Origin of the sequence: Streptosporangium sp. NPDC001681, from assembly GCF_040298085.1 — a bacterium.
Taxonomy (GTDB): domain Bacteria; phylum Actinomycetota; class Actinomycetes; order Streptosporangiales; family Streptosporangiaceae; genus Streptosporangium.
Window position 1 is genome coordinate 42,790 of record NZ_JBEOZN010000051.1, and the last position, 17,826, is coordinate 60,615.

The following is a 17,826-nucleotide window of genomic DNA, read 5'->3' on the forward strand; positions in this document are numbered from 1 at the left end:
CGGATGCCAGCGGTATGACGTCAGATTCCCGGGCCTGGTTTACGCCGACCGCCAAAGGTGCCCGAAGGAATCTGGTTTGCCCTACGTATCAAACTTTTCAACTTTACCGTGGGCGACCCTAGACCAGCTCGCGATCTTAAGTGCATGTAATACTAGCTCGAACTCCTGACCGGATTTACCCCCGGGGTCGGCCTTGTCCTGTCTGACTGACCGTAGTAAATTCAGCTCTCAGAATCAGTAACAGATAAAAGCTTTGTGTAAGTCTCAAAAGGAAGTATCTACACCAGCCAGAGTTGACCAAATTGACTTACAGTCAGCCCCAGAAAGGATACTGTTCGGGCCTAGCGCTGCATCCCAGTCGGCAACTTCACGCTCCGCTACCCAGCCCCTAAGCTGTTCGTAAGTTGCAGAGAATTTAGCATCACGAATCGTGAGAGTTAAACCCTGAGCTGCAGCACGCGGAACACCAACCATTCGCAGTGCAGCCGCTTCGCGAGTCGGAACACCATAGAATATTAGGGACGGAATGTGAGCTACTTCGCCAGCACCAGAATTGTTGCCTAAAGCCAAACGCTGCATAGCTCCAATTCCCCATGGGATCTGACTGATCAGACGCGAATATAGATAGTGCCCAGCTTCTCGTCTGCGTTTGGCGACATCGGAAACATTATCGAACCACTTATCCGCTATATCTATGACAGTTGCGCCAGACACCCAGTCGTGAATTATGCCTGCTACCCTACGAGGGTCGAATGGTCCAGTTTCGCTATGTCCTAAGGTCAGCTCGGGAACATCAGCCAGCACTGAGACTAGCGACGTAAGAGCGGTCAAATCTGATTTGAACAGGTTTCCTGCCTGCCAAAACTCAGGCTGTTGAAATTCCGGGAACTCTGACCGCTGTCTTGCGTATAGATAATCTACCGAATACAAGCTAAATCCAGTGCCATCGGCTAATGACAGATACCCGGGCTGTCTACCTTGTAACTGCTCAACAAAACGCCGAGTGAGTCTAACTAGTCTTTCCGCGGCGGGAACGTTCTCTTCCCGTGCCTGGTGGTAAACAAGACTCGAGCGAAGAACATCTTCTAGCTCAGCGGTCGAGAAGTCTGTGCCTGCAACTCTGACGGCATGCGTGAGGTACTGTAGAAATACGGCAAGCTCTCGATTATTACGGACAAATCCGAGATTAAGCTCCGATGTTACTGCTGATAAGTCTCCGAGCGCCTTTAGTAGAACACTTGCTAGCTCGGCTGCTTCACCACGTAAGAAGTTTCGTGCATCCTCAACTTCCTTTTTATTTGATGTAGGGAACAACACGAGGCCTAGACGGTCCCTGAGGGCACGGCCGGCACGGCCAGCAATATTCCAGAATTCAGAGTAGGACATCTGAACCCAGCCAGCTGATCTTCCCTGATACTTCGAAAGTGTCTCCACGATGACACTGCCAATAGGAAAGTTAACTCCTTGAGCGAGAGTGCTCGTGCCACAAATTACCCGGACGTCTTCCCTATCAATGAGTAGTTCAATTAGATAACGCAGATCATGAGACAAGCCGGCATGATGATAGGCAACGCCTTTTCTAATAAGGTGTGGCAGCTCATGCTGAGGCCCAAGCTCGCTTTGGATATACCTCACTACCGACTTTGCAAAATCAGATAGCGGCAGTTCTTCCATGTGCTCTGCTATTTCTGCAGCCCGCGTCTCGGAAGGTGCACGGCCTCGCACAAGAACTAAGACACCTCCACGCCGAGCGAGACGTATAGCAGTAGAGACAGAGACTGCTCCTTTAGATCGGTTTTTATCAAATCCGACAGGCCCCAGATAAAGCTTAATCTCTTCTTGAAGGTCTACGTTGGTCGCGCTAGGAAGAGTATTTAACACAAGCCTATATGGTTTGCCTCTTGGCTTCTCCCAAAGACTTGCAGCAGCAATTCTTTCGCTTGGCCGCCAGGAAACTCGGATAGTTCCTTCAGCGTCATCGCCAAGCCAGGATGCGAGAGCATCACCATTGGGCACAAATGGAGTAAGTAGGAGAAATCTTGTGTCAGCCCGCTCCCGTTTCAAGGTACCTAGGAGCAACTCAAGGCGAGCACCTCGGGGACCATCAGCGATATTGTGAGCTTCATCCACAACGACTAGAGAGAGCGTATTTGCTACTGGATGGCCGGATCGAATTAGTAAGTCCAGCTTCTCTGGAGTGACGACGAGTACATCTACCTTTCTCCTCAGGAGGAGATCTTCCGTCGGATCGAGTTCAAAAACTGGTACAGCTGCCTCAACGGTGTACCCCAATGGAGCCACATCAGATCGCAGTCTAACAACGACTTGGTTGATCAGAGCTCGCGTAGGAACCACATAAGCAACTCTGCTACCCGGATTTAATGCTAATGCTTGAATGATCGAAAACTCGGCTATCAGTGTTTTTCCTGCCGATGTCGGCATTTCAACAACTATGGCTCTTTTAGCTGGGTCGAGAAGGCTAGAACCGAGAGCGGCCCGCTGACTTGGCCATAACTCAAGAAGAGGTGATTGACGTGCTTGGTCAGTTAACAGATTAACGAAATCGCGAATACGTGTTCCCAGCCGCCTTGTGCTAAACCATACGCTGCTTCTAACTAGCTGTTTAGCACCTGCAGACAGAAGGTCAGTGAAATGTAGAAGTTCAGGATCAGGTTGTAGCTCCAGAATCTCTACAATGTTAGAAGCGTGACGATCGATTCGGATAATTGCATCCGCTGGCTCTCCGTTAATGGTGTATCGAGCCGCAATGTCGACTATTTTGGCTAAGTTAAAACGAGTTACTAAAGATCCAGCGATTCGTCGATCATCTCGGATCTTGTGAAGCATAGACTCTTGATGCTCTCGCTGTAATCGGCGTAAAGCTTCAATCTCCGCAACGGCCGTATTAACATCCGTCCATCCACCTTCCTTCCGGCATAGTAGTATAAAACTGCGTGCAATGCGCAGCAGCAATTCATCCAACCAATTAGAAGTCCGGCTAGTCGAATCTATACGGTAGTCTTCTTGGTGGTCCTTGAGGAGCATCCTCAGCTCAGATCGACGACCAGCAAGTAGCGCATCTACTGAGAGATAGAAATAATGAAGAACTGCACTTTGTTGACTCGTCAAGTACGATTCTTCGGATCTTCTGCATAGAAAAGCCTCGTCGAAAAGCTCCGCTCCATCGCCATCATCGGCGTCGAGGGCGAGTCGCTCAATAGCAACCGCGAGCGATGAAGGGTCTTCCTCCCGTGGAGCTGCTATTTGAGGCTCATCGAGTAGCTCCTGTAAGGCTTCGGTGAAATAGTGGGTACGAGACGCCTCGATAGCTGTGTCTAACTCTAAATCGGAAAGAAGCTCTCTTATTTCCTCGACGTTCATCCCACCTCCCGTGCCTTAGTATAAGCCCGTTCGGCAAACTCTTCGATAGAAATCGAAATCTTGGCAAGGAAGAAGCGGATAACTGCCGGCGTAAATTCTGTAGGTTTGCTCTTAAATGTACCAAAGTCGGATTCTTGACCTGTTTCGCTCGTACGCATTAGAACAGGAAGGATAACCACAGGGAGTTTTTTTCGTGTCCACAACAGCATGGCGCGGGCAACCATAGGCTTATTCCCGTCCTTCGCATGCTTATGTGCCCAGTTCAACTCTTGAAGAATGCGTGCATGATCGGAGATTGTCCTCTTGAGTTGATTCCTCATGGAATCATCCGCCTTGTCCACAACTGCAGGTGGGGATGAGTTTGAGCTGGATGCCTTCACTTCACCACACACCAATCGCAATTGCTTGGGAGAAGACTCTTCTAAAGCTAAGAGGTCCATGCCCCTCGTAGGCTGCCCGGGGATCTCCTTGTTACGCACACGGTTAGCGACCACCAAGCCACCATGGAGCCGCTCTGCCACTAGGTGAGCTAACACCTCGGCAGCCTCATTACGGGCCATATCTAAATGCGGTTTAGTTTGATTCTGCCCTGGTAGAGGGACTGCGGCTTCAGTGACTTCGCTCACAAGAGCTTCTATGTCCTGTAGATCAACCACATCATCAAGGCCCGCGAGTGCGCTAGTCAGCGTAATGCGCAGCGTATCTGATTCAACATAAAGATCACGAATCGTCTCTGCGAAAAGGTCTAACACAGCATCTGCATCGACATCGAAAATCGCGAAGTGGTGCTCTCCCTCCCATGCTTCGTAAGCAAGGGTAAATCCGGGTAGAGTCACCGCGCCTCCTTGAATCCACGCAATGCGGACCTTGAAGATCATACGATGCGGCATTCTGCACGGTAAATCCTTTCAGCACTTTTCGTCAGTGATTACCAAGTCTCGGCAGTCCGAAACTCGGGTTCGACTTCAGAGACATTAGCTTACCGCTTTGTCTGTGTCGTCCTTGTATGTCCGAATTAAGTCCGCCTCGCGTAGCTCCAGAGGGGGGTGATCGATCTCCTTTGCCTGAACGCCAGTTCTCGTTGTTTTAGGACATCGCATTTTGTCTGATCCGAAAAGGGGTATTTGGTTACCTGTCCAGCAATGCTCGATGATAGGGAGAATCGGACAGAGAGACACGGACTGTCGCACCTCATGCTTTGGACGTCACCTGCGGCCAGAGAGTGTTTGATCCTGCGGGTTCCGTCTGGTTCGGATTCAGGTGCCTTGCCAAGTAGGGGTTGGTTCGCTGGTGAGGCAGCGGGACATGAGGTCGATCATGGCTTCAGAGCGGGTAAGTAGTGCCTCGTAGTCGCGGGCCATGCGGCGGTGGAACATCAGCCAGCCGTAGGTCTGCTCTACGGCCCAATGTGAGGAAGAACGGTGAATCTCTTGGGGGGCGTGACGGACCACCTCGGCTTCGGTATCGAGTGTGACGCTGTGTGCGATGACGGTGTTTCTTTAGATGCTGTCGACTTCCCCACGCCAACTATGTCTGACCCTGTCACGTCTCGTGCTCCCTCCCACCGACCAGGCCCGCGAAGCCCTGGGCGCACGCCTGCGGGAGCTACGCCGTGACGCGGAGCTGTCTGGCCGTGATCTGGCGGAGCGGGCCGGTTGGCGCCCCCCGAAGGTCTCCAAACTGGAGTTGGGCCGGCAGAACGCCACCGAGGCGGACATCCGCACCTGGTGTCGTGTCTGCGGCGCCGAGGGCCAGATTCCCGAACTGATCGCCACCGTCCGTACGATCGACGCCCAGTACGTCGAGTGGAAACGCCAGATGCGCGGTGGCCAGCGGCGTGTCCAGAACGCGATCAGGAACGAGGACCTGAACACGCGGCTGTTCCGGATCTTCGAGCCGTTCCACATCCCCGGCTTCCTGCAGACTCGCGACTACGCCCGGGTCATCATGGCCAGGTCCGCGGCCTTCTACGAACTCGCCCACGACGACCTGGAGGCAGCGGTCGGCGCCAGACTCGGTCGGCAGGCGATCCTGCGGATGGGGGATCGGCGTTTCCACATCATCATGGCGGAGCAGGCCCTCGACACGTGGGTGGGTGGTCCGGAGGTGATGCGCGGTCAGCTTGCGCACATCCGCGCCGAGATGGAGGCGCTTCCGCTGCGCCTGCACGTCGGCGTCATTCCCCGGCACGCCGACATCGAGCTCGGCCCGCACGCCGGATACTGGATCTTCGACTCGCGGATCGTCATGACGGAGACCGTCACGGCCGGGCTGAACGTGACCCAGCCTCGGGAGATCGCGCTGTACGAGCGGCACTTCGGCGGTTTGGACCGTCTCGCCGTGTATGGGGAGCGCGCGCACGAGCTGATCGGTCGTGCCCTGCACGAGATTGAAGAAATCTGAAGACATTCCGTTGAGCCGTACGGCCCGCCGTCCCTAGCGTCGAAGCAGGTCCGCTATCCGCAGGGAGGCTGCAATGGCTGCTGCCACAACGGTCCGGCTCGCCGCCGATGAGTTGGCGAATCCCCGCATTGTCCGGGGCGGCGAGGACCTTCGCTCCGGTCGCACCAGCCATTGAAACCGCATCCAGCACGGACGCGACCCCTCATGTCCGCAGTAAGCCAGAACAGGAGGTGGGCGTGACAGAACGCCCGGCGACACCCGCCACCATCCGCGAGGACGCCATCACGGAGGAGAATGCCCGCGCACTCCGAGAGGCCATGGTGGCCGAGCTTCGCCAGTGCGACGCCATCACCTCCGAAAGCGTGGCGGCGGCCATGTCCACGGTGCCCCGGCACAAGTTCGCCCTCGACGAGCCGTTGGACGCCGCCTACAGCGCAGACAGGGCGTTGGTGATCAAGCGTGACGAGGACGGCACCGCGATCAGCTCGCTGTCGGCCGCGCATATCCAGGCGGTGATGTTGGAGCAGGCAGGCGTCGAGCCTGGCATGCGCGTCCTGGAAGTCGGCTCTGGCGGCTACAACGCCGCTCTGCTCGCAGAACTCGTCGGTGAGGAGGGGAAGGTGACCTCCGTCGACATCGACCCTGAGATCGTCTGTCGTGCTCGCGACTGCCTCAACGCCGCCGGGTACGCACAGGTCGAAGTCGTGACGGCCGACGCCGAGAACGGTGTGCCCAAGGGTGCTCCCTACGACCGGATCCTGGTCACCGCCGGCTCATGGGACCTTCCGCCCGCGTGGATCGACCAGCTCGCCAAGAACGGCAGGATCGTCGTCCCGCTCCGGCTCCGCGGGCTTACCCGGTCGATCGCGTTCGACCGGGTAGATGACGGGCTGGTCAGCGACAGCTACCGGCTGGCCGGGTTCGTTCCCATGCAGGGAGAGGGTGCCTTCAACGAGTGCCTGGTCCGACTGGAAGACGGCGTGGCGCTGCGCATCGACGACACCTCGCAGCGGTTCGACGTCGGCGCGCTGCGGGAGGCGCTGCACGCGCCGAAGGTGGAACGGTGGTCCGGCGCGGCCTTCGACTTGCCAGACGAGCTGGAACTGTTCCTCATGAGCAGCATCCCGCACCCGGCCATGCTGCACGTCGGCAGCGAGCACATAGACAGCGGCCGGTTCAACCCGGCGGCGGGCCGTGGGGTTCCCACGCTCATCCACGGTGGCAGCTTCGCCTATCGCATCAAGCGGGACAACCCGCAGACCGGTGGCTTCGAGTCCGGAGTCATCGCCCACGGCCCGCAGGCGGAGGAGGCCGCCGAGCAGTACGTCGAGCTGCTGCGCCGCTGGGCCGACCACCATCGCCGTCGTGGCGCAGCCCGTATCACCTACCTCCCCGCCACGGCCGGCGCTCTCGCACCCGCCCGGGGGGTCGTACTCAAAAGGCATGGAGCCGTCACGATCTCGTGGGCCTGAACCGGAAGGCGCTCCCCTCAGCGAACGCACCACCTATCGAGAAAGAGGTTCCTGTGTCTGTCCACATCGACCACGTCCTACCTGGTAGGAACTCGTCCTCGCCGGGTACCGCGAAGGAGTTCGCGGACTGGGAGTTCGACGTCGCCCTCGTCGAGTCGGGGCCTGAGGCGAACCGGCTCATCCAGATGACCGATGACGGGTGCGGCCAGACGTGCCAGTCCGCATGCTCCTCCACCTGCAAGTAGAGGTGCTCGGCGCGTCCTGACTGATTGTCCAGGGTGTTCGACCGGGTGAGCTGCCCGGCCGAACACCCTTCGGCACGGAGGGGAGCAGGTGTACCGATATCTCGACGCTTTGGTAGTGCGAGCGGCGGTCTGCCCAGCCGCTGTTCCCGTGAAATCGTGGCCGGACCTGATCGGAGATTCAGGTGGGATCACGACCTGGCGGCCGTGGCTGGAGCAGACGCTCACGCTCCCCGGCTTCGCCGACGCACTGGAGCAGGCCAGCCCGGTCCTGACCAGACGTGTGCGCGAGATCTGCGCTGGGCGGGATGATCTGCCCGAGCTCAAGCAGCGGCGGGTGGTGCTGTCGCTGCTGCGCTATCGGTTGCGGGCTTCAGGCCGGGCGACTCCGTTTGGCCTGTTCGCAGGGGTCGCTGCGGCGCGAGTCGCCGATACGGCGAAGGTCCACATCGGTGACCGGCACCAACCCCTGGCCAGAGCGGAAGCGGGATGGCTGACCTCACTCATCCGCGAGCTGGAAGCCGACGCGCAACTACGCCCGCACCTGCGGGTGCGGGCGAACAACATGATCATCGAGCGGGACGGCCTCCTGGTGCTGGAACACTGCCCCGCCGAGGCGGCGACGAGTGCACCGGTCACTGTCTCCGTGCGCGCTACGGCGCCGATACGAGCAGCGCTGAGGCTGGCGCGCGAGCCGATCCGGTGGGCGGACCTGGCCGACAAACTCGTGACCGACATTCCCGGCGGCTCAGCCGAGGCCGCAGACCGGTTGTTGACGCGTATGGTGGCGCAGCAGCTTCTTCTCACTAGCCTGCGACCTGCGATGACGGAAAGCGACCCGCTCGCCCACCTGATCAAGCAACTGCGTGCCGCCCCGGGGAACGGAGCCTCGAAGGTGGCCGACACGCGGCCCGACGTCGCGGTGGACCTCCGCGTGGACTGGGATATGCGCATCCCGCATGCGGTCGCCGCCGAGGCAGCCACCGCCGCGTCCGTGCTCGTCCGGCTGGCCCGACTCCCTTACCTGAGTTCGGGATGGGTGAATTGGCATGGCCGTTTCCTGGAGCGGTACGGGCCGCGCGCCTTGGTGCCGGTCCTGGACGTCGTCGACGCCGACACAGGGCTCGGCTACCCAGCTGGTTACCTGGGCTCTACGGCGGCAGTGGCCACCGGCGCGCTCACCGACCGGGATCGGCGGCTGCTCGCGCTCGCCCAGTGGGCGGCGCTGCGCGGCCAGCGTGAGATCGTGCTCGATGACGCCACCCTCACAGACCTTGCCCTCGGAGAGGGCACAGCGGCCACCCAGCCAACCACCGAGTTGACCGTGCACATCGCCGCCGCCACCCAGCAGGCGCTGACCCGCGGGGACTTCACGCTCACCGTCCTCGGTGTCTCCCGCGCGGCGGGCACCAGCGTCGGCCGGTTTCTGCCCCTGCTCGACGCCAACGACCGGGAGCGGACGCGCAGCGTCTACGCGAGCCTGCCCACTGTCGTCCGGGGAGCGCTGCCTGTGCAGGTCTCCGCTCCGCCGCTGCACATCAGCACGCAGAACGTCGCCCGTGCCCCGCGTGTGCTCGGGCATGTCCTGCCGCTGGGCGAGTTCCACCACGGCGGAGGCGACGTGATCGCGCTGGAGGACCTGGCTGTCACCGCCGACCGGAACCACCTCTACCTGGCTTCCCTTTCCCGGCGCCAGGTGGTGGCGCCGATGCTGTTCAACGCGGTGGGTCTCGGCCACCACACCCACCCCCTGGTGCGGTTCCTGATCGAAGTCGGCACCGCGCTGACCACCCCCTGCACCGAGTTCAACTGGGGCGCCGCGGCGGCCCTGCCGTTCCTCCCGGCACTGCGCTACGAAAGGACGATCCTGGCCCCGGCACGCTGGCGGCTGACGGCCGACGACCTGCCCGGCCCCGCCGCCACGTGGCAGGCGTGGCAGGACGCACTGGCCGTGTGGCGGCAACAGATGGGCATCCCCGCGCGGGTCGGCCTGACCGAAGGCGACCGGGTCCTGCACCTTGACCTGGACGTTCCCGCCCATCGGGTGCTGCTCCGTGCCCACCTGGACCGCACCGCCACCGCTGTCCTGGTGACCTCGCCTGCGCCGGATGCCGAAGGGTGGGCGGGTGGGCAGGTGGCCGAGGTCGTCATCCCCCTCGCCGTCACCAGCACGCCCCCGCCGGCGCCGACCTGGCTGGCCACGACCTCGGCAACCGCCCGCGACCACGGGTATCCACCCGGTCGGAATGGCCGCTTCTTCCTCAAGCTGTACGGCCATCCCGACCGGCAGACGGCCATCCTGACCCGCCACCTCCCCTACCTCCACGCCGAGCTGGCCGAGCTGGGCGTGGGCGGGCGATCGTGGTTCCTGCGCTACCACGATCCCGACTGTCACCTGCGGCTGCGTGTGACCGTCCCGGCCGACAGCTTCGCCGCCACCGCCGACTGCCTCGCAGCCTGGAGCGAGCGGCTACGCCAGGCCAACCTGGTCGCCCATGTGCAGTGGGACACCTACTTCCCCGAGACCGCCCGGTTCGGCGGCCCAGAGGTTATGGAGCTTGCCGAGGAGGTGTTCGCCGCGGACTCGGCGGCCGTGCTCGCCCAACTCCAGACCGTCACCCTCCAAGGTGGTCCCGACCTGCGGACCATCACCGCGGCGGGCATGCTCGACCTGGCCATCGGCTGGCTCGGCGACACCGGCGCGGCCATGCGCTGGCTGATCGTCAACACCCGGCCGGTCGCCCCCGCACCGGCCCGCACCCTTTACGACCAAGCCGTCACCCTGGCCAACCCCTACCACCGGGGCGACGTCACCTCTCTGCCGAACGGCGAGAACATCGCCGCCTGCTGGGCGCAGCGCCGAGCCCAGCTGGCCGGTTACCGGCACGTCCTGCGGGATGCCGCCGAGCTGCTGCCCGACCTGCTGCACCTGAACCACGCCCGCGTCGCCGGCACCGACCCCGGACACGAGGCCCTGTGCCTGCACCTGGCCCGCGCCGCCGCCCTGAGCTGGTCCGCACACGCCAGGAGGAGCGTATGACCCACCCCATCCCTGACACACTGGCGGCATCCGACGCCCTCGCGACCGTGCTCGCCGACCCCGGGAAGGTCCAGGCCACCGTCCCATCGGACAGCGGGCGCGCCTGGTCGCAGTCACTCGCCGGCGGCGCGGCGGGCATAGCCCTCCTGCACATCGAACGCGCCCACTCCGGCCATGGCGACGAAGCCCTCGCTCACGCCTGGCTGCGGGCGGCGTTCACCGCCCCCGTGACCGCCGCGGCGAACGCCAACCTGTACGTAGGCGCGCCCGCGCTCGCGTTCGTTACGCACGCCGCAGCCGCATCAGCAGGAAGGTCGCAGCACACACTGGCCACGCTGGACCAAGCCGTCGCGAACCTCACCCGAGCCCGCCTGGAAGCCGCCCACGCCCGCATCGACCGAGGCGAACTCCCCGAGATGAAGGAGTTCGACCTGATCCGCGGGCTGACCGGGCTCGGCGTCTACCACCTGCGCTGCAACCCCGACCACGAGCTCACCCACGACGTCCTCGCCTACCTCGTACGGCTCACCCAGCCGCTCCCAACCCGTCACGGTCTACCGGCGTGGTGGACGCCCGTCGCGCCCAACGGTGAGCGCGACCCTGACGAGTTCCCCGGCGGGCACGGCAACCTGGGCCTCTCCCATGGCATCAGCGCACCCCTGGCGCTGCTGTCCCTGGCCGCCCTGCGCGGCATGCCGGTGCCCGGGTTGGCCGAGGCGATCGGACGCGTCTGCGCGTGGACCGACGACTGGCTCCAGCACGACCACGTGGGCCCGTGGTGGCCGGGCCTGCTCACTCACCGCGAGCTCCACGAGCAGCACGTCGATCCGTCGCTGCGGCCCCGCCCGTCATGGTGCTACGGCGTCGCCGGTACCGCTCGGGCCCAGCAGCTTGCCGGGCTCGCCCTCAACGACACCGAACGGCGGCGAACGGCCGAACAGGCGGTGCTCACGACGCTGCGCAACCCAGCTCTGCCCGACCTTCTCCCCGATCTCGGGCTCTGCCACGGCATGGCCGGGCTCCTCCAAGCCGCCTGGCGGATCGCAGGCGACGCCCTCGACGACCAGATAACCGCCGAGTTGCCCGGCCTGGCCTCGCAGCTCGTCGCCCGCCTCCCGCCCCTGATGGCCAACCCCGAACTCCTGGACGGCACCGCGGGCATCGCACTCGCCCTGCACACCTTCGGCACCAACACAGCGCCCACCTCGGGGTGGGACGCCGTACTCCTCCTGGCCCTTTAACCGCCTCTCCTTGGAGAACCACTGATGAGGGCCCAGCTCGCGCCACCCGCCGCCGGTCAGGCTGTCATCGCAGTTCTGGCCGGCGAGCCCCTCGGCGAGGTGGCCGCCCGCTTCCAGATGCGCGAGGACGACCTGGTCCGCGCCGTGGAGGTGTACCGGATCGCGGGTGAGGCGGCACTGATCCGAATGTCGGAGCGGCCAGCCTGGTACCAGATCACGGTCGCCAGCCCTGCCTTAAGTCACCACCACGGGCTAACGCCGTTTGTGCTTTCCCACCTCGGCGCCGAGCTGGGCGAGGCCGAGAACGACAAGGTGATCCACAGCTACCACTTCCTCCGCAAAGACGGCGGGATACGGCTACGCGTCCGCCCCAACAGCGAGCCCGCCCAGCAGCGGCTCGCCGCCATCCTGGACAGACTCGCCGCCTGCGGGCAGGTCAGCGGCTGGGTGCCCGGCATCTACGAGCCGGAAACCCACGCCTTCGGCGGTCCGGCCGCCATGCGAACAGCGCACACGCTGTTTTGCGCCGACTCCCACGCTGCCCTCGCCTCCTTCGACCTGGCCTCACCCCTGCCAAGCCCGTGCCCGAGGAAGACCTCGGTGCTGCTCACTTGCGCCCTCTTGCGCGCAGCGGGCTTGGACGTGCATGAACAGGGCGATGTCTGGGCGCGAATCTGCGCCCGCCGTGACCCGCCCCGGCTTCCGCCGCCTCACCAGATGGACGCCGCGCTCACCGGAATCGGACACCTGATGGCCGCTGACCCCGTCGCCCAGCGCTTCGGCACCGGGTGGCGAAGCCGCGTGGCTGCCTTCGAGGTCGCCGGACGCGAACTCGCGGGCCTCGCCCGCACCGGAGTGCTCCAGCGAGGTCTGCGCGCCGTACTCGCCCGCCACGTTCTGTTCCTGTTCAACCGGGCCGGCATGCGCGGCCACCAACAGGCCATCGTGGCCTACCTCGCCCACGCCGTCGCGATGGACGAACCGGCCCTCGCCGTCATAGTGCCCACCGAACTGGTCGAGAGGGGATGACGTGGACCTGCCTGGCCCCTTGACACGCCGCTTCCCGCTCACCACCCATCCCACCAACACTAAGGTCAGCCGAATGACTACCGCGACTACTGTCAGTGAAGACATGTCCGCTGAGCGGCTCCGCGCCGCCCTGACCGACCAGCTGTGCTCCCAGGGCATCATTCAGGATGCCGCTGTTGAGGACGCCTTCCGGCGTGTCCCCCGAGAGCCCTTCCTGCCCGGTGTGCCGCTGGAGCAGGTGTATGACGACAACGCCGTCTACACCAAGGAGGACGATACCGGCACCTCGATCAGCGCCGCCTCACAGCCGCGGGTCGTCGCCGTGATGCTCCAGCAACTCGCCCCGCAGCCCGGCCAGCGGATCTTGGAGGTTGGCGCCGGTACGGGCGTCAACGCCGCTTACTTGGCGGCCCTCGTCGGCGAGAACGGGCACGTCGTCACGATGGACGTCGACGAAGACCTGGTGGACGGCGCCCGGGAGCACCTGGCCGCTGCGGGCGTGAGCAACGTGGAGGTCATCCTCGGTGACGGCGCGCTCGGCCACCCCGAGGGCGCCCCTTACGACCGGGTGATCGCGACCGTCGGCGCGTTCGAGGTGCCCACCGCGTGGCTGGAGCAGCTCGCCCCCGGCGGGCGCCTGGTCGTGCCGCTGCGCCTGCGCGGCGCCGCCGCCCGCAGCATCGCCTTCGAGCGCGGCGACGGCTGCTGGCGCAGCGTGGGCAGTGAGCTGGCGATCTTCATGCCGCTGCGCGGTGGTATCGGCGACGACACGCGGCGTACCGTCAAGCTCACCCCTGGGGAAGGGGTGGCGTTGGAGGTCCACCAGGACCAGACGGTCGATGGCCACGCTCTTGCCGGTGTGCTGGACACCGAGCACCACGAGACCTGGACCGGGGTCCTGTTCGCCCCGATGGAGTGCTTCGAGTGGCTGGACCTGTGGCTGGCCTGCACGCTCGGCAACGCTCTGATGAGGATGAACGCCCAGTCTGAGGCCAAGGACCGCGGCCAGGTCAGCCCGATGTTCGGCTGGGGGTCGATGGCCACCACCCGCGACGGTGATCTGGCCTACCTCACCATCCGCCCCGCCCCACCGGCCACCGACGGCGGGAAACGGTACGAGGTCGGCGTCGTCGGCCACGGGCCCGCCGGGGCAACGCTGATGCAGGAGATGGCCGACCAGGTCCACATCTGGAACGCGGAGTATCGGGAGCGCAGCGTACGGTTCGAGCTGCCTGAGGCGCCCGCGACCACCGACCCCGCCGCAGGCCGGTTCATCCTGAACCGCCCGCACCACCCCATCACCGTCATCTGGGAATGACATGGATCCCGTCGGTCCGGTAGCGCGCCGGTTTCCTCTCGTCGCGCGGGCACGCCCGGCCTGCGGTCCGCTGAATGCCCGCGTCGGCGAGTTGTGTGTCCTCGCCGACGCGGCCAAGCGGTCCGGCAACCCGGCGTCGGCGTCCGCGGTCTTCAACCAGGCAGCCCTGCTGGCCTCCGATGTCGGGCTGCCGGATCTGGCACGGGCCTGGTGCCACCGGCACGCCGACGCCTACCTGCGCGCCCGCCCTTTGGGCGCGCAGGCCGCGCGCCACGCACTCGAACCTCTCGTCAACCTCGCGCGCCTGCACATCCGCGACGGCGACGGTGACGCCGCTCTGCGACTCCTCACCGGCCTGTACGAGGCCGTCACCGGTCGCGCCGACACCATCCTCGACGACCTGCCGGTATCGGCGGAAACGCTCACCTCGACTACGGAAGACCACCGAGAGGTGTGTCAGTGGCTGTGGGGCGTCCTCCTGGCCGAAGGCGCCCGCGCCTTGACCAGCGTGGGCCGCTGGCACGATGCGCTCACCCACCTCCAGCGCCACCATGGCGTCGGCCGGCGGATGCTCGACGGTCGCCAGGTCGCGGTCATCGCGAGCACCACCGTTGGTGACGCGGACGGCGCCCTGGCCCTGCTCGCGGACACCATGCCTGGCGAGCCCTGGGAGAACGCGGTGACCACGTGCCTGAACGTGCTGTGCCGCCGCAGCGCCCACCGGTTGGTGGAGGCTGATCTCTCGGTGATGGTGGAGCGCTACCGGCAGTTTGTTCCCGCGTCCGGCCTGGCGGTGTTCGGCACACGCCTGGGTCTGTCCGTCATCGACGCCGCCGGAGGCGTGGAGCACCCTGGTGCGCGGGGTATCGCCGCCGTACTGATTCAGCGGGCCTCCCAGGATGGATACGCGGCGCGCGAAGTGCTGGCCCATGAGGGGTGCGCCGCGCTGCTCACCGACGAGCAAGCACGCGCTCTCGCCGAAGTGCTGGACGCCTGCGCGCTGGGAAGCCAGATACTCCCCGCACGACTGACGACTGACCTTTCGACCGCGCTGAACACCAGCGAAGCGGTGCTTTCGAGGGCTCTCCACGTTAGGTAGGTGAGATCAGCAACAGCTCTTCCTCCAAAAGCCGGACCCGTATGGCTGGGTCTGGAGTGCACGAACAGATCTGCCGGACGTCCGATGACGTGATTTACGACCCCGTGGCCGCGACGGGGTCTACCGTCGAGGCGATGTGAGCTACGGACCTGCTGGTTATCCCCAAGCTGTGGATTCCCGCGAGCGAATGCAACCAGGGTCACGCCGGTTGCGCCGACAACCCGAAGGAGAGCTGACCGTGAGACCACAATGGGCCGATCTTCCCGGTGGTGTGCGCGACGCAGTCCAGGCCCGGATCGGTCACGTCCTCAAGGCCGAAGCCGTGACCAAGGGACTCATGCCCGGACTCGCCGCCCGGCTGCACACCGAGAACAGCGGGACCGTCTTCCTCAAGGCCGTCTCCACCGCCAGCCCGGCAGCGACCCTCTACGAGCGGGAACGACAAGCCGGCACAGTACTGCCGCCCGGCCTGCCCACGCCCCGCCTGAGGTGGAGCGGCGAGGTCGAGGAATGGATCGTGCTGCTGCACGAGTATGTCGACGGCCGGGACGCCGATCTGTCGCCCGGTTCGCCGGACGTGCCGCTGGTGCTGGACACCCTGGTCGTCCTGAACGAGGCGCTCACCCCGTGCCCCGGCCAGCTTCCGGATGTCGTAGTGAACATCGCGGGACTCCAGGCCAAGGCCGCGAGCCTGCTCGCCGGGGAGCTGTCGTACCGGGCCATGTACGAGACGGCACTCGCCAAGTTCAGTCCCGACGCGCTGGACGGCGACACCCTTCTCCACTACGACCTGCGCTCCGGCAACTTCCGGATCGATGATGGGCGAACGTACGTGATCGATTGGGCGTTCGCGGTGCGCGGTGCCGCGTGGGTGGACGCGGTCATGCTCGCTCCCCGCCTCATCGAGGCGGGTCACACCCCGGAGCAGACCGAGGCGCTGCTGGCCCGGGTATCGGCGTGGCGGTCCGCGCCCGCGGACGCGGTCACCGCCCTGGCCGCGCTGTGGACGCTGTTCCGCCTGTACAAGGCGCGGTTCGGCCCGGTGGAAGGACGCGATTTCCGAGCGCGAGCCGCCGAGGCCGGGCGAGCATGGGTGCGGCATCGCTCCTGCTGACCTGCTCCTGGAGGACCTGACGTGACCGTGCATGAGGCCGTAGGGTTTCGCTCTGCTCTCGCCGACCAGTTCGGGAGGGGCGCTTCAGGGAGCAAGATCTCCCGGGGCCGCGGCTACCGCATCGAGTGATGCCCTACAGGGACAAGTGAGAGGCAAGGCCGATGTCTTTCAGGCGGTGCTTCGGCCGTGGATGTCGATCGGTGGCGGCAGCGTGCGTAGCCGCTCGTGGAGATCCCGCGCCGTAGCGATGTCCGTGTCGTCCAGCGTGGCCGCAACCCGCTGTAGCTGCTCCTGGTTATGACGGTCTGAAATGGCCCACTCTGACGGGGCGGATGAAACCGTCATAGCCACGGCACGATCCGCGTTCAGCCAAGCCTGCCCGTATCCAACGTCCCGACGATCCGCTGACGCCCGAAGAGGCCGGCCTTCGTCAGTGCCTCCAGGAGCAAGTTCTCCAGACCTCGGAGACCGAGTAGCCAGCAAGATCAATCCCTTAGCGCCAACGGCTGGTCCATTGTTCCCCGGGGCAGATAGAGGACCTGGCGGCACCCTGGAACCTTATAGGTTCCCAAGATCCCAGCTAATCGATGATTCTTGTCTAGATTCCGTACCCTGTTCAACTGCAAGTCGCTGTCGTACCGGGGAGCGACAATCCCGTAACCGGAGCGCCAGAAGGGGCACCACGTCATACCGTCGACTGCGACGAAATCGATCGAAACGTAACGCCTGACTCCGATACAAGGGAGTGACATGAGAAGACTGGCAATGGTCGCCGTGACAATGGCGATAACGGTGGCAACGTTTCTCACTGGTGTGTCGGCCGCACACGCCGCAGGACCCGATCCTGACGAGCCCACCACCGCCAAGACCGCCGCTGCAGCCTTGGCTGCAGCTCCGTCCTGCATCTATCGAGAGGTTCGGGATCGATACCCGGCAGTCGATGAAATCTACGTATGGAACCGATGCGGCCAGGACTACTGGCTCAAAGTCATCATCGCTTTCGGGCCCGACTCGAGCTGCCGATTCATCCAGTCCGGTCACGGATTCGTCTTCTTCTTCTGGCCAGCGCCCGGACAATACGACGGATTGCAAGTCTGCTGACTAAAGCAGGCGGCAAGCGCTGCCCCTTGTGAGTCACCGCATTTTCAGGTGAACCATATTCCATGAGCGACGTGATTAGATCCATCCAGCCGGCGGCGTCCAATATTCGACGCTGCCGGCATTCTCGTATGACTCAGAACCGTCTCTCAGCGTGCCGAGGTTGTGGAAGGAGTTCTGCGAACGGCGACCTGCAGGAACGCCTCGCTGGACATACGACAGCGCGTGTACGGGGTGCGAGGAACATCGGAACCGGATCGTGCGCTTGTACGCTCCATGACGAGCTACCGCAGATACTGAGGTTGAAGCTCGGGAGTTAGATCATCGATGGTGATTTATGACCGCTAGATGACCGCACGTTCGGTATGCCGGAGTTATGAGGTATCCGG

Annotated in this window: 12 protein-coding genes; 10 read left to right on the plus strand and 2 right to left on the minus strand. The window is 63.7% G+C overall.

What is annotated here, in order from left to right; genetic code table 11:
- Positions 1-264: 264 nt before the first annotated feature.
- A complete protein-coding gene (locus ABT130_RS23265) occupies positions 265-3,381 on the minus strand; it encodes a DEAD/DEAH box helicase (RefSeq protein ID WP_350958375.1) in 3,117 nt (1,038 codons plus the stop codon).
- Positions 3,378-4,259 carry a Hachiman antiphage defense system protein HamA gene (locus tag ABT130_RS23270; protein ID WP_350958378.1) on the minus strand — a complete coding sequence of 294 codons (882 nt, stop codon included), beginning with the start codon at positions 4,257-4,259 and terminating at the stop codon, positions 3,378-3,380. Before ABT130_RS23270 ends, ABT130_RS23265 begins: the two co-directional genes overlap by 4 nt.
- A gap of 673 nt (positions 4,260-4,932) precedes the next feature.
- On the opposite strand from ABT130_RS23270, the gene ABT130_RS23275 reads away from it, so the two are divergent.
- The 10 genes from ABT130_RS23275 to ABT130_RS23320 all read left to right on the plus strand — a co-directional run bounded on the left by ABT130_RS23275 (position 4,933) and on the right by ABT130_RS23320 (position 17,440).
- Positions 4,933-5,784 carry a helix-turn-helix domain-containing protein gene (locus tag ABT130_RS23275; protein WP_350958381.1) on the plus strand — a complete coding sequence of 284 codons (852 nt, stop codon included), beginning with the start codon at positions 4,933-4,935 and terminating at the stop codon, positions 5,782-5,784.
- 236 nt (positions 5,785-6,020) lie between these two features.
- A complete protein-coding gene (fxlM, locus tag ABT130_RS23280; RefSeq protein WP_350958384.1) occupies positions 6,021-7,256 on the plus strand; it encodes a methyltransferase, FxLD system in 1,236 nt (411 codons plus the stop codon).
- A 53-nt stretch (positions 7,257-7,309) separates the two neighbouring features.
- Positions 7,310-7,501: an FxLD family lanthipeptide gene (locus ABT130_RS23285; RefSeq protein WP_350958387.1), complete on the plus strand. Its 192-nt coding sequence runs from the start codon at positions 7,310-7,312 to the stop codon at positions 7,499-7,501.
- 148 nt (positions 7,502-7,649) lie between these two features.
- Positions 7,650-10,538 carry a lantibiotic dehydratase gene (locus ABT130_RS23290; RefSeq protein ID WP_350958390.1) on the plus strand — a complete coding sequence of 963 codons (2,889 nt, stop codon included), beginning with the start codon at positions 7,650-7,652 and terminating at the stop codon, positions 10,536-10,538.
- The gene (locus tag ABT130_RS23295) at positions 10,535-11,779 is read left to right on the plus strand and encodes a lanthionine synthetase C family protein (RefSeq protein WP_350958393.1); all 1,245 of its coding nucleotides are present in this window, start codon (positions 10,535-10,537) and stop codon (positions 11,777-11,779) included. Before ABT130_RS23290 ends, ABT130_RS23295 begins: the two co-directional genes overlap by 4 nt.
- Before the next feature lie 24 nt (positions 11,780-11,803).
- The gene (locus ABT130_RS23300) at positions 11,804-12,808 is read left to right on the plus strand and encodes a thiopeptide-type bacteriocin biosynthesis protein (RefSeq protein ID WP_350958395.1); all 1,005 of its coding nucleotides are present in this window, start codon (positions 11,804-11,806) and stop codon (positions 12,806-12,808) included.
- Between the two features lie 103 nt (positions 12,809-12,911).
- A complete protein-coding gene (fxlM, locus tag ABT130_RS23305) occupies positions 12,912-14,126 on the plus strand; it encodes a methyltransferase, FxLD system (protein ID WP_350958398.1) in 1,215 nt (404 codons plus the stop codon).
- A gap of 1 nt (position 14,127) precedes the next feature.
- Positions 14,128-15,225: a hypothetical protein gene (locus tag ABT130_RS23310; protein ID WP_350958401.1), complete on the plus strand. Its 1,098-nt coding sequence runs from the start codon at positions 14,128-14,130 to the stop codon at positions 15,223-15,225.
- 238 nt (positions 15,226-15,463) lie between these two features.
- Complete coding sequence (locus ABT130_RS23315; protein WP_350958404.1) at positions 15,464-16,339, plus strand: phosphotransferase family protein; 876 nt, start codon at positions 15,464-15,466, stop codon at positions 16,337-16,339.
- Between the two features lie 750 nt (positions 16,340-17,089).
- Positions 17,090-17,440 (plus strand): alpha-amylase inhibitor, encoded by a 351-nt coding sequence (locus tag ABT130_RS23320; RefSeq protein WP_350958406.1) that lies wholly within the window; start codon positions 17,090-17,092, stop codon positions 17,438-17,440.
- The last annotated feature ends 386 nt before the right edge of the window (positions 17,441-17,826 follow it).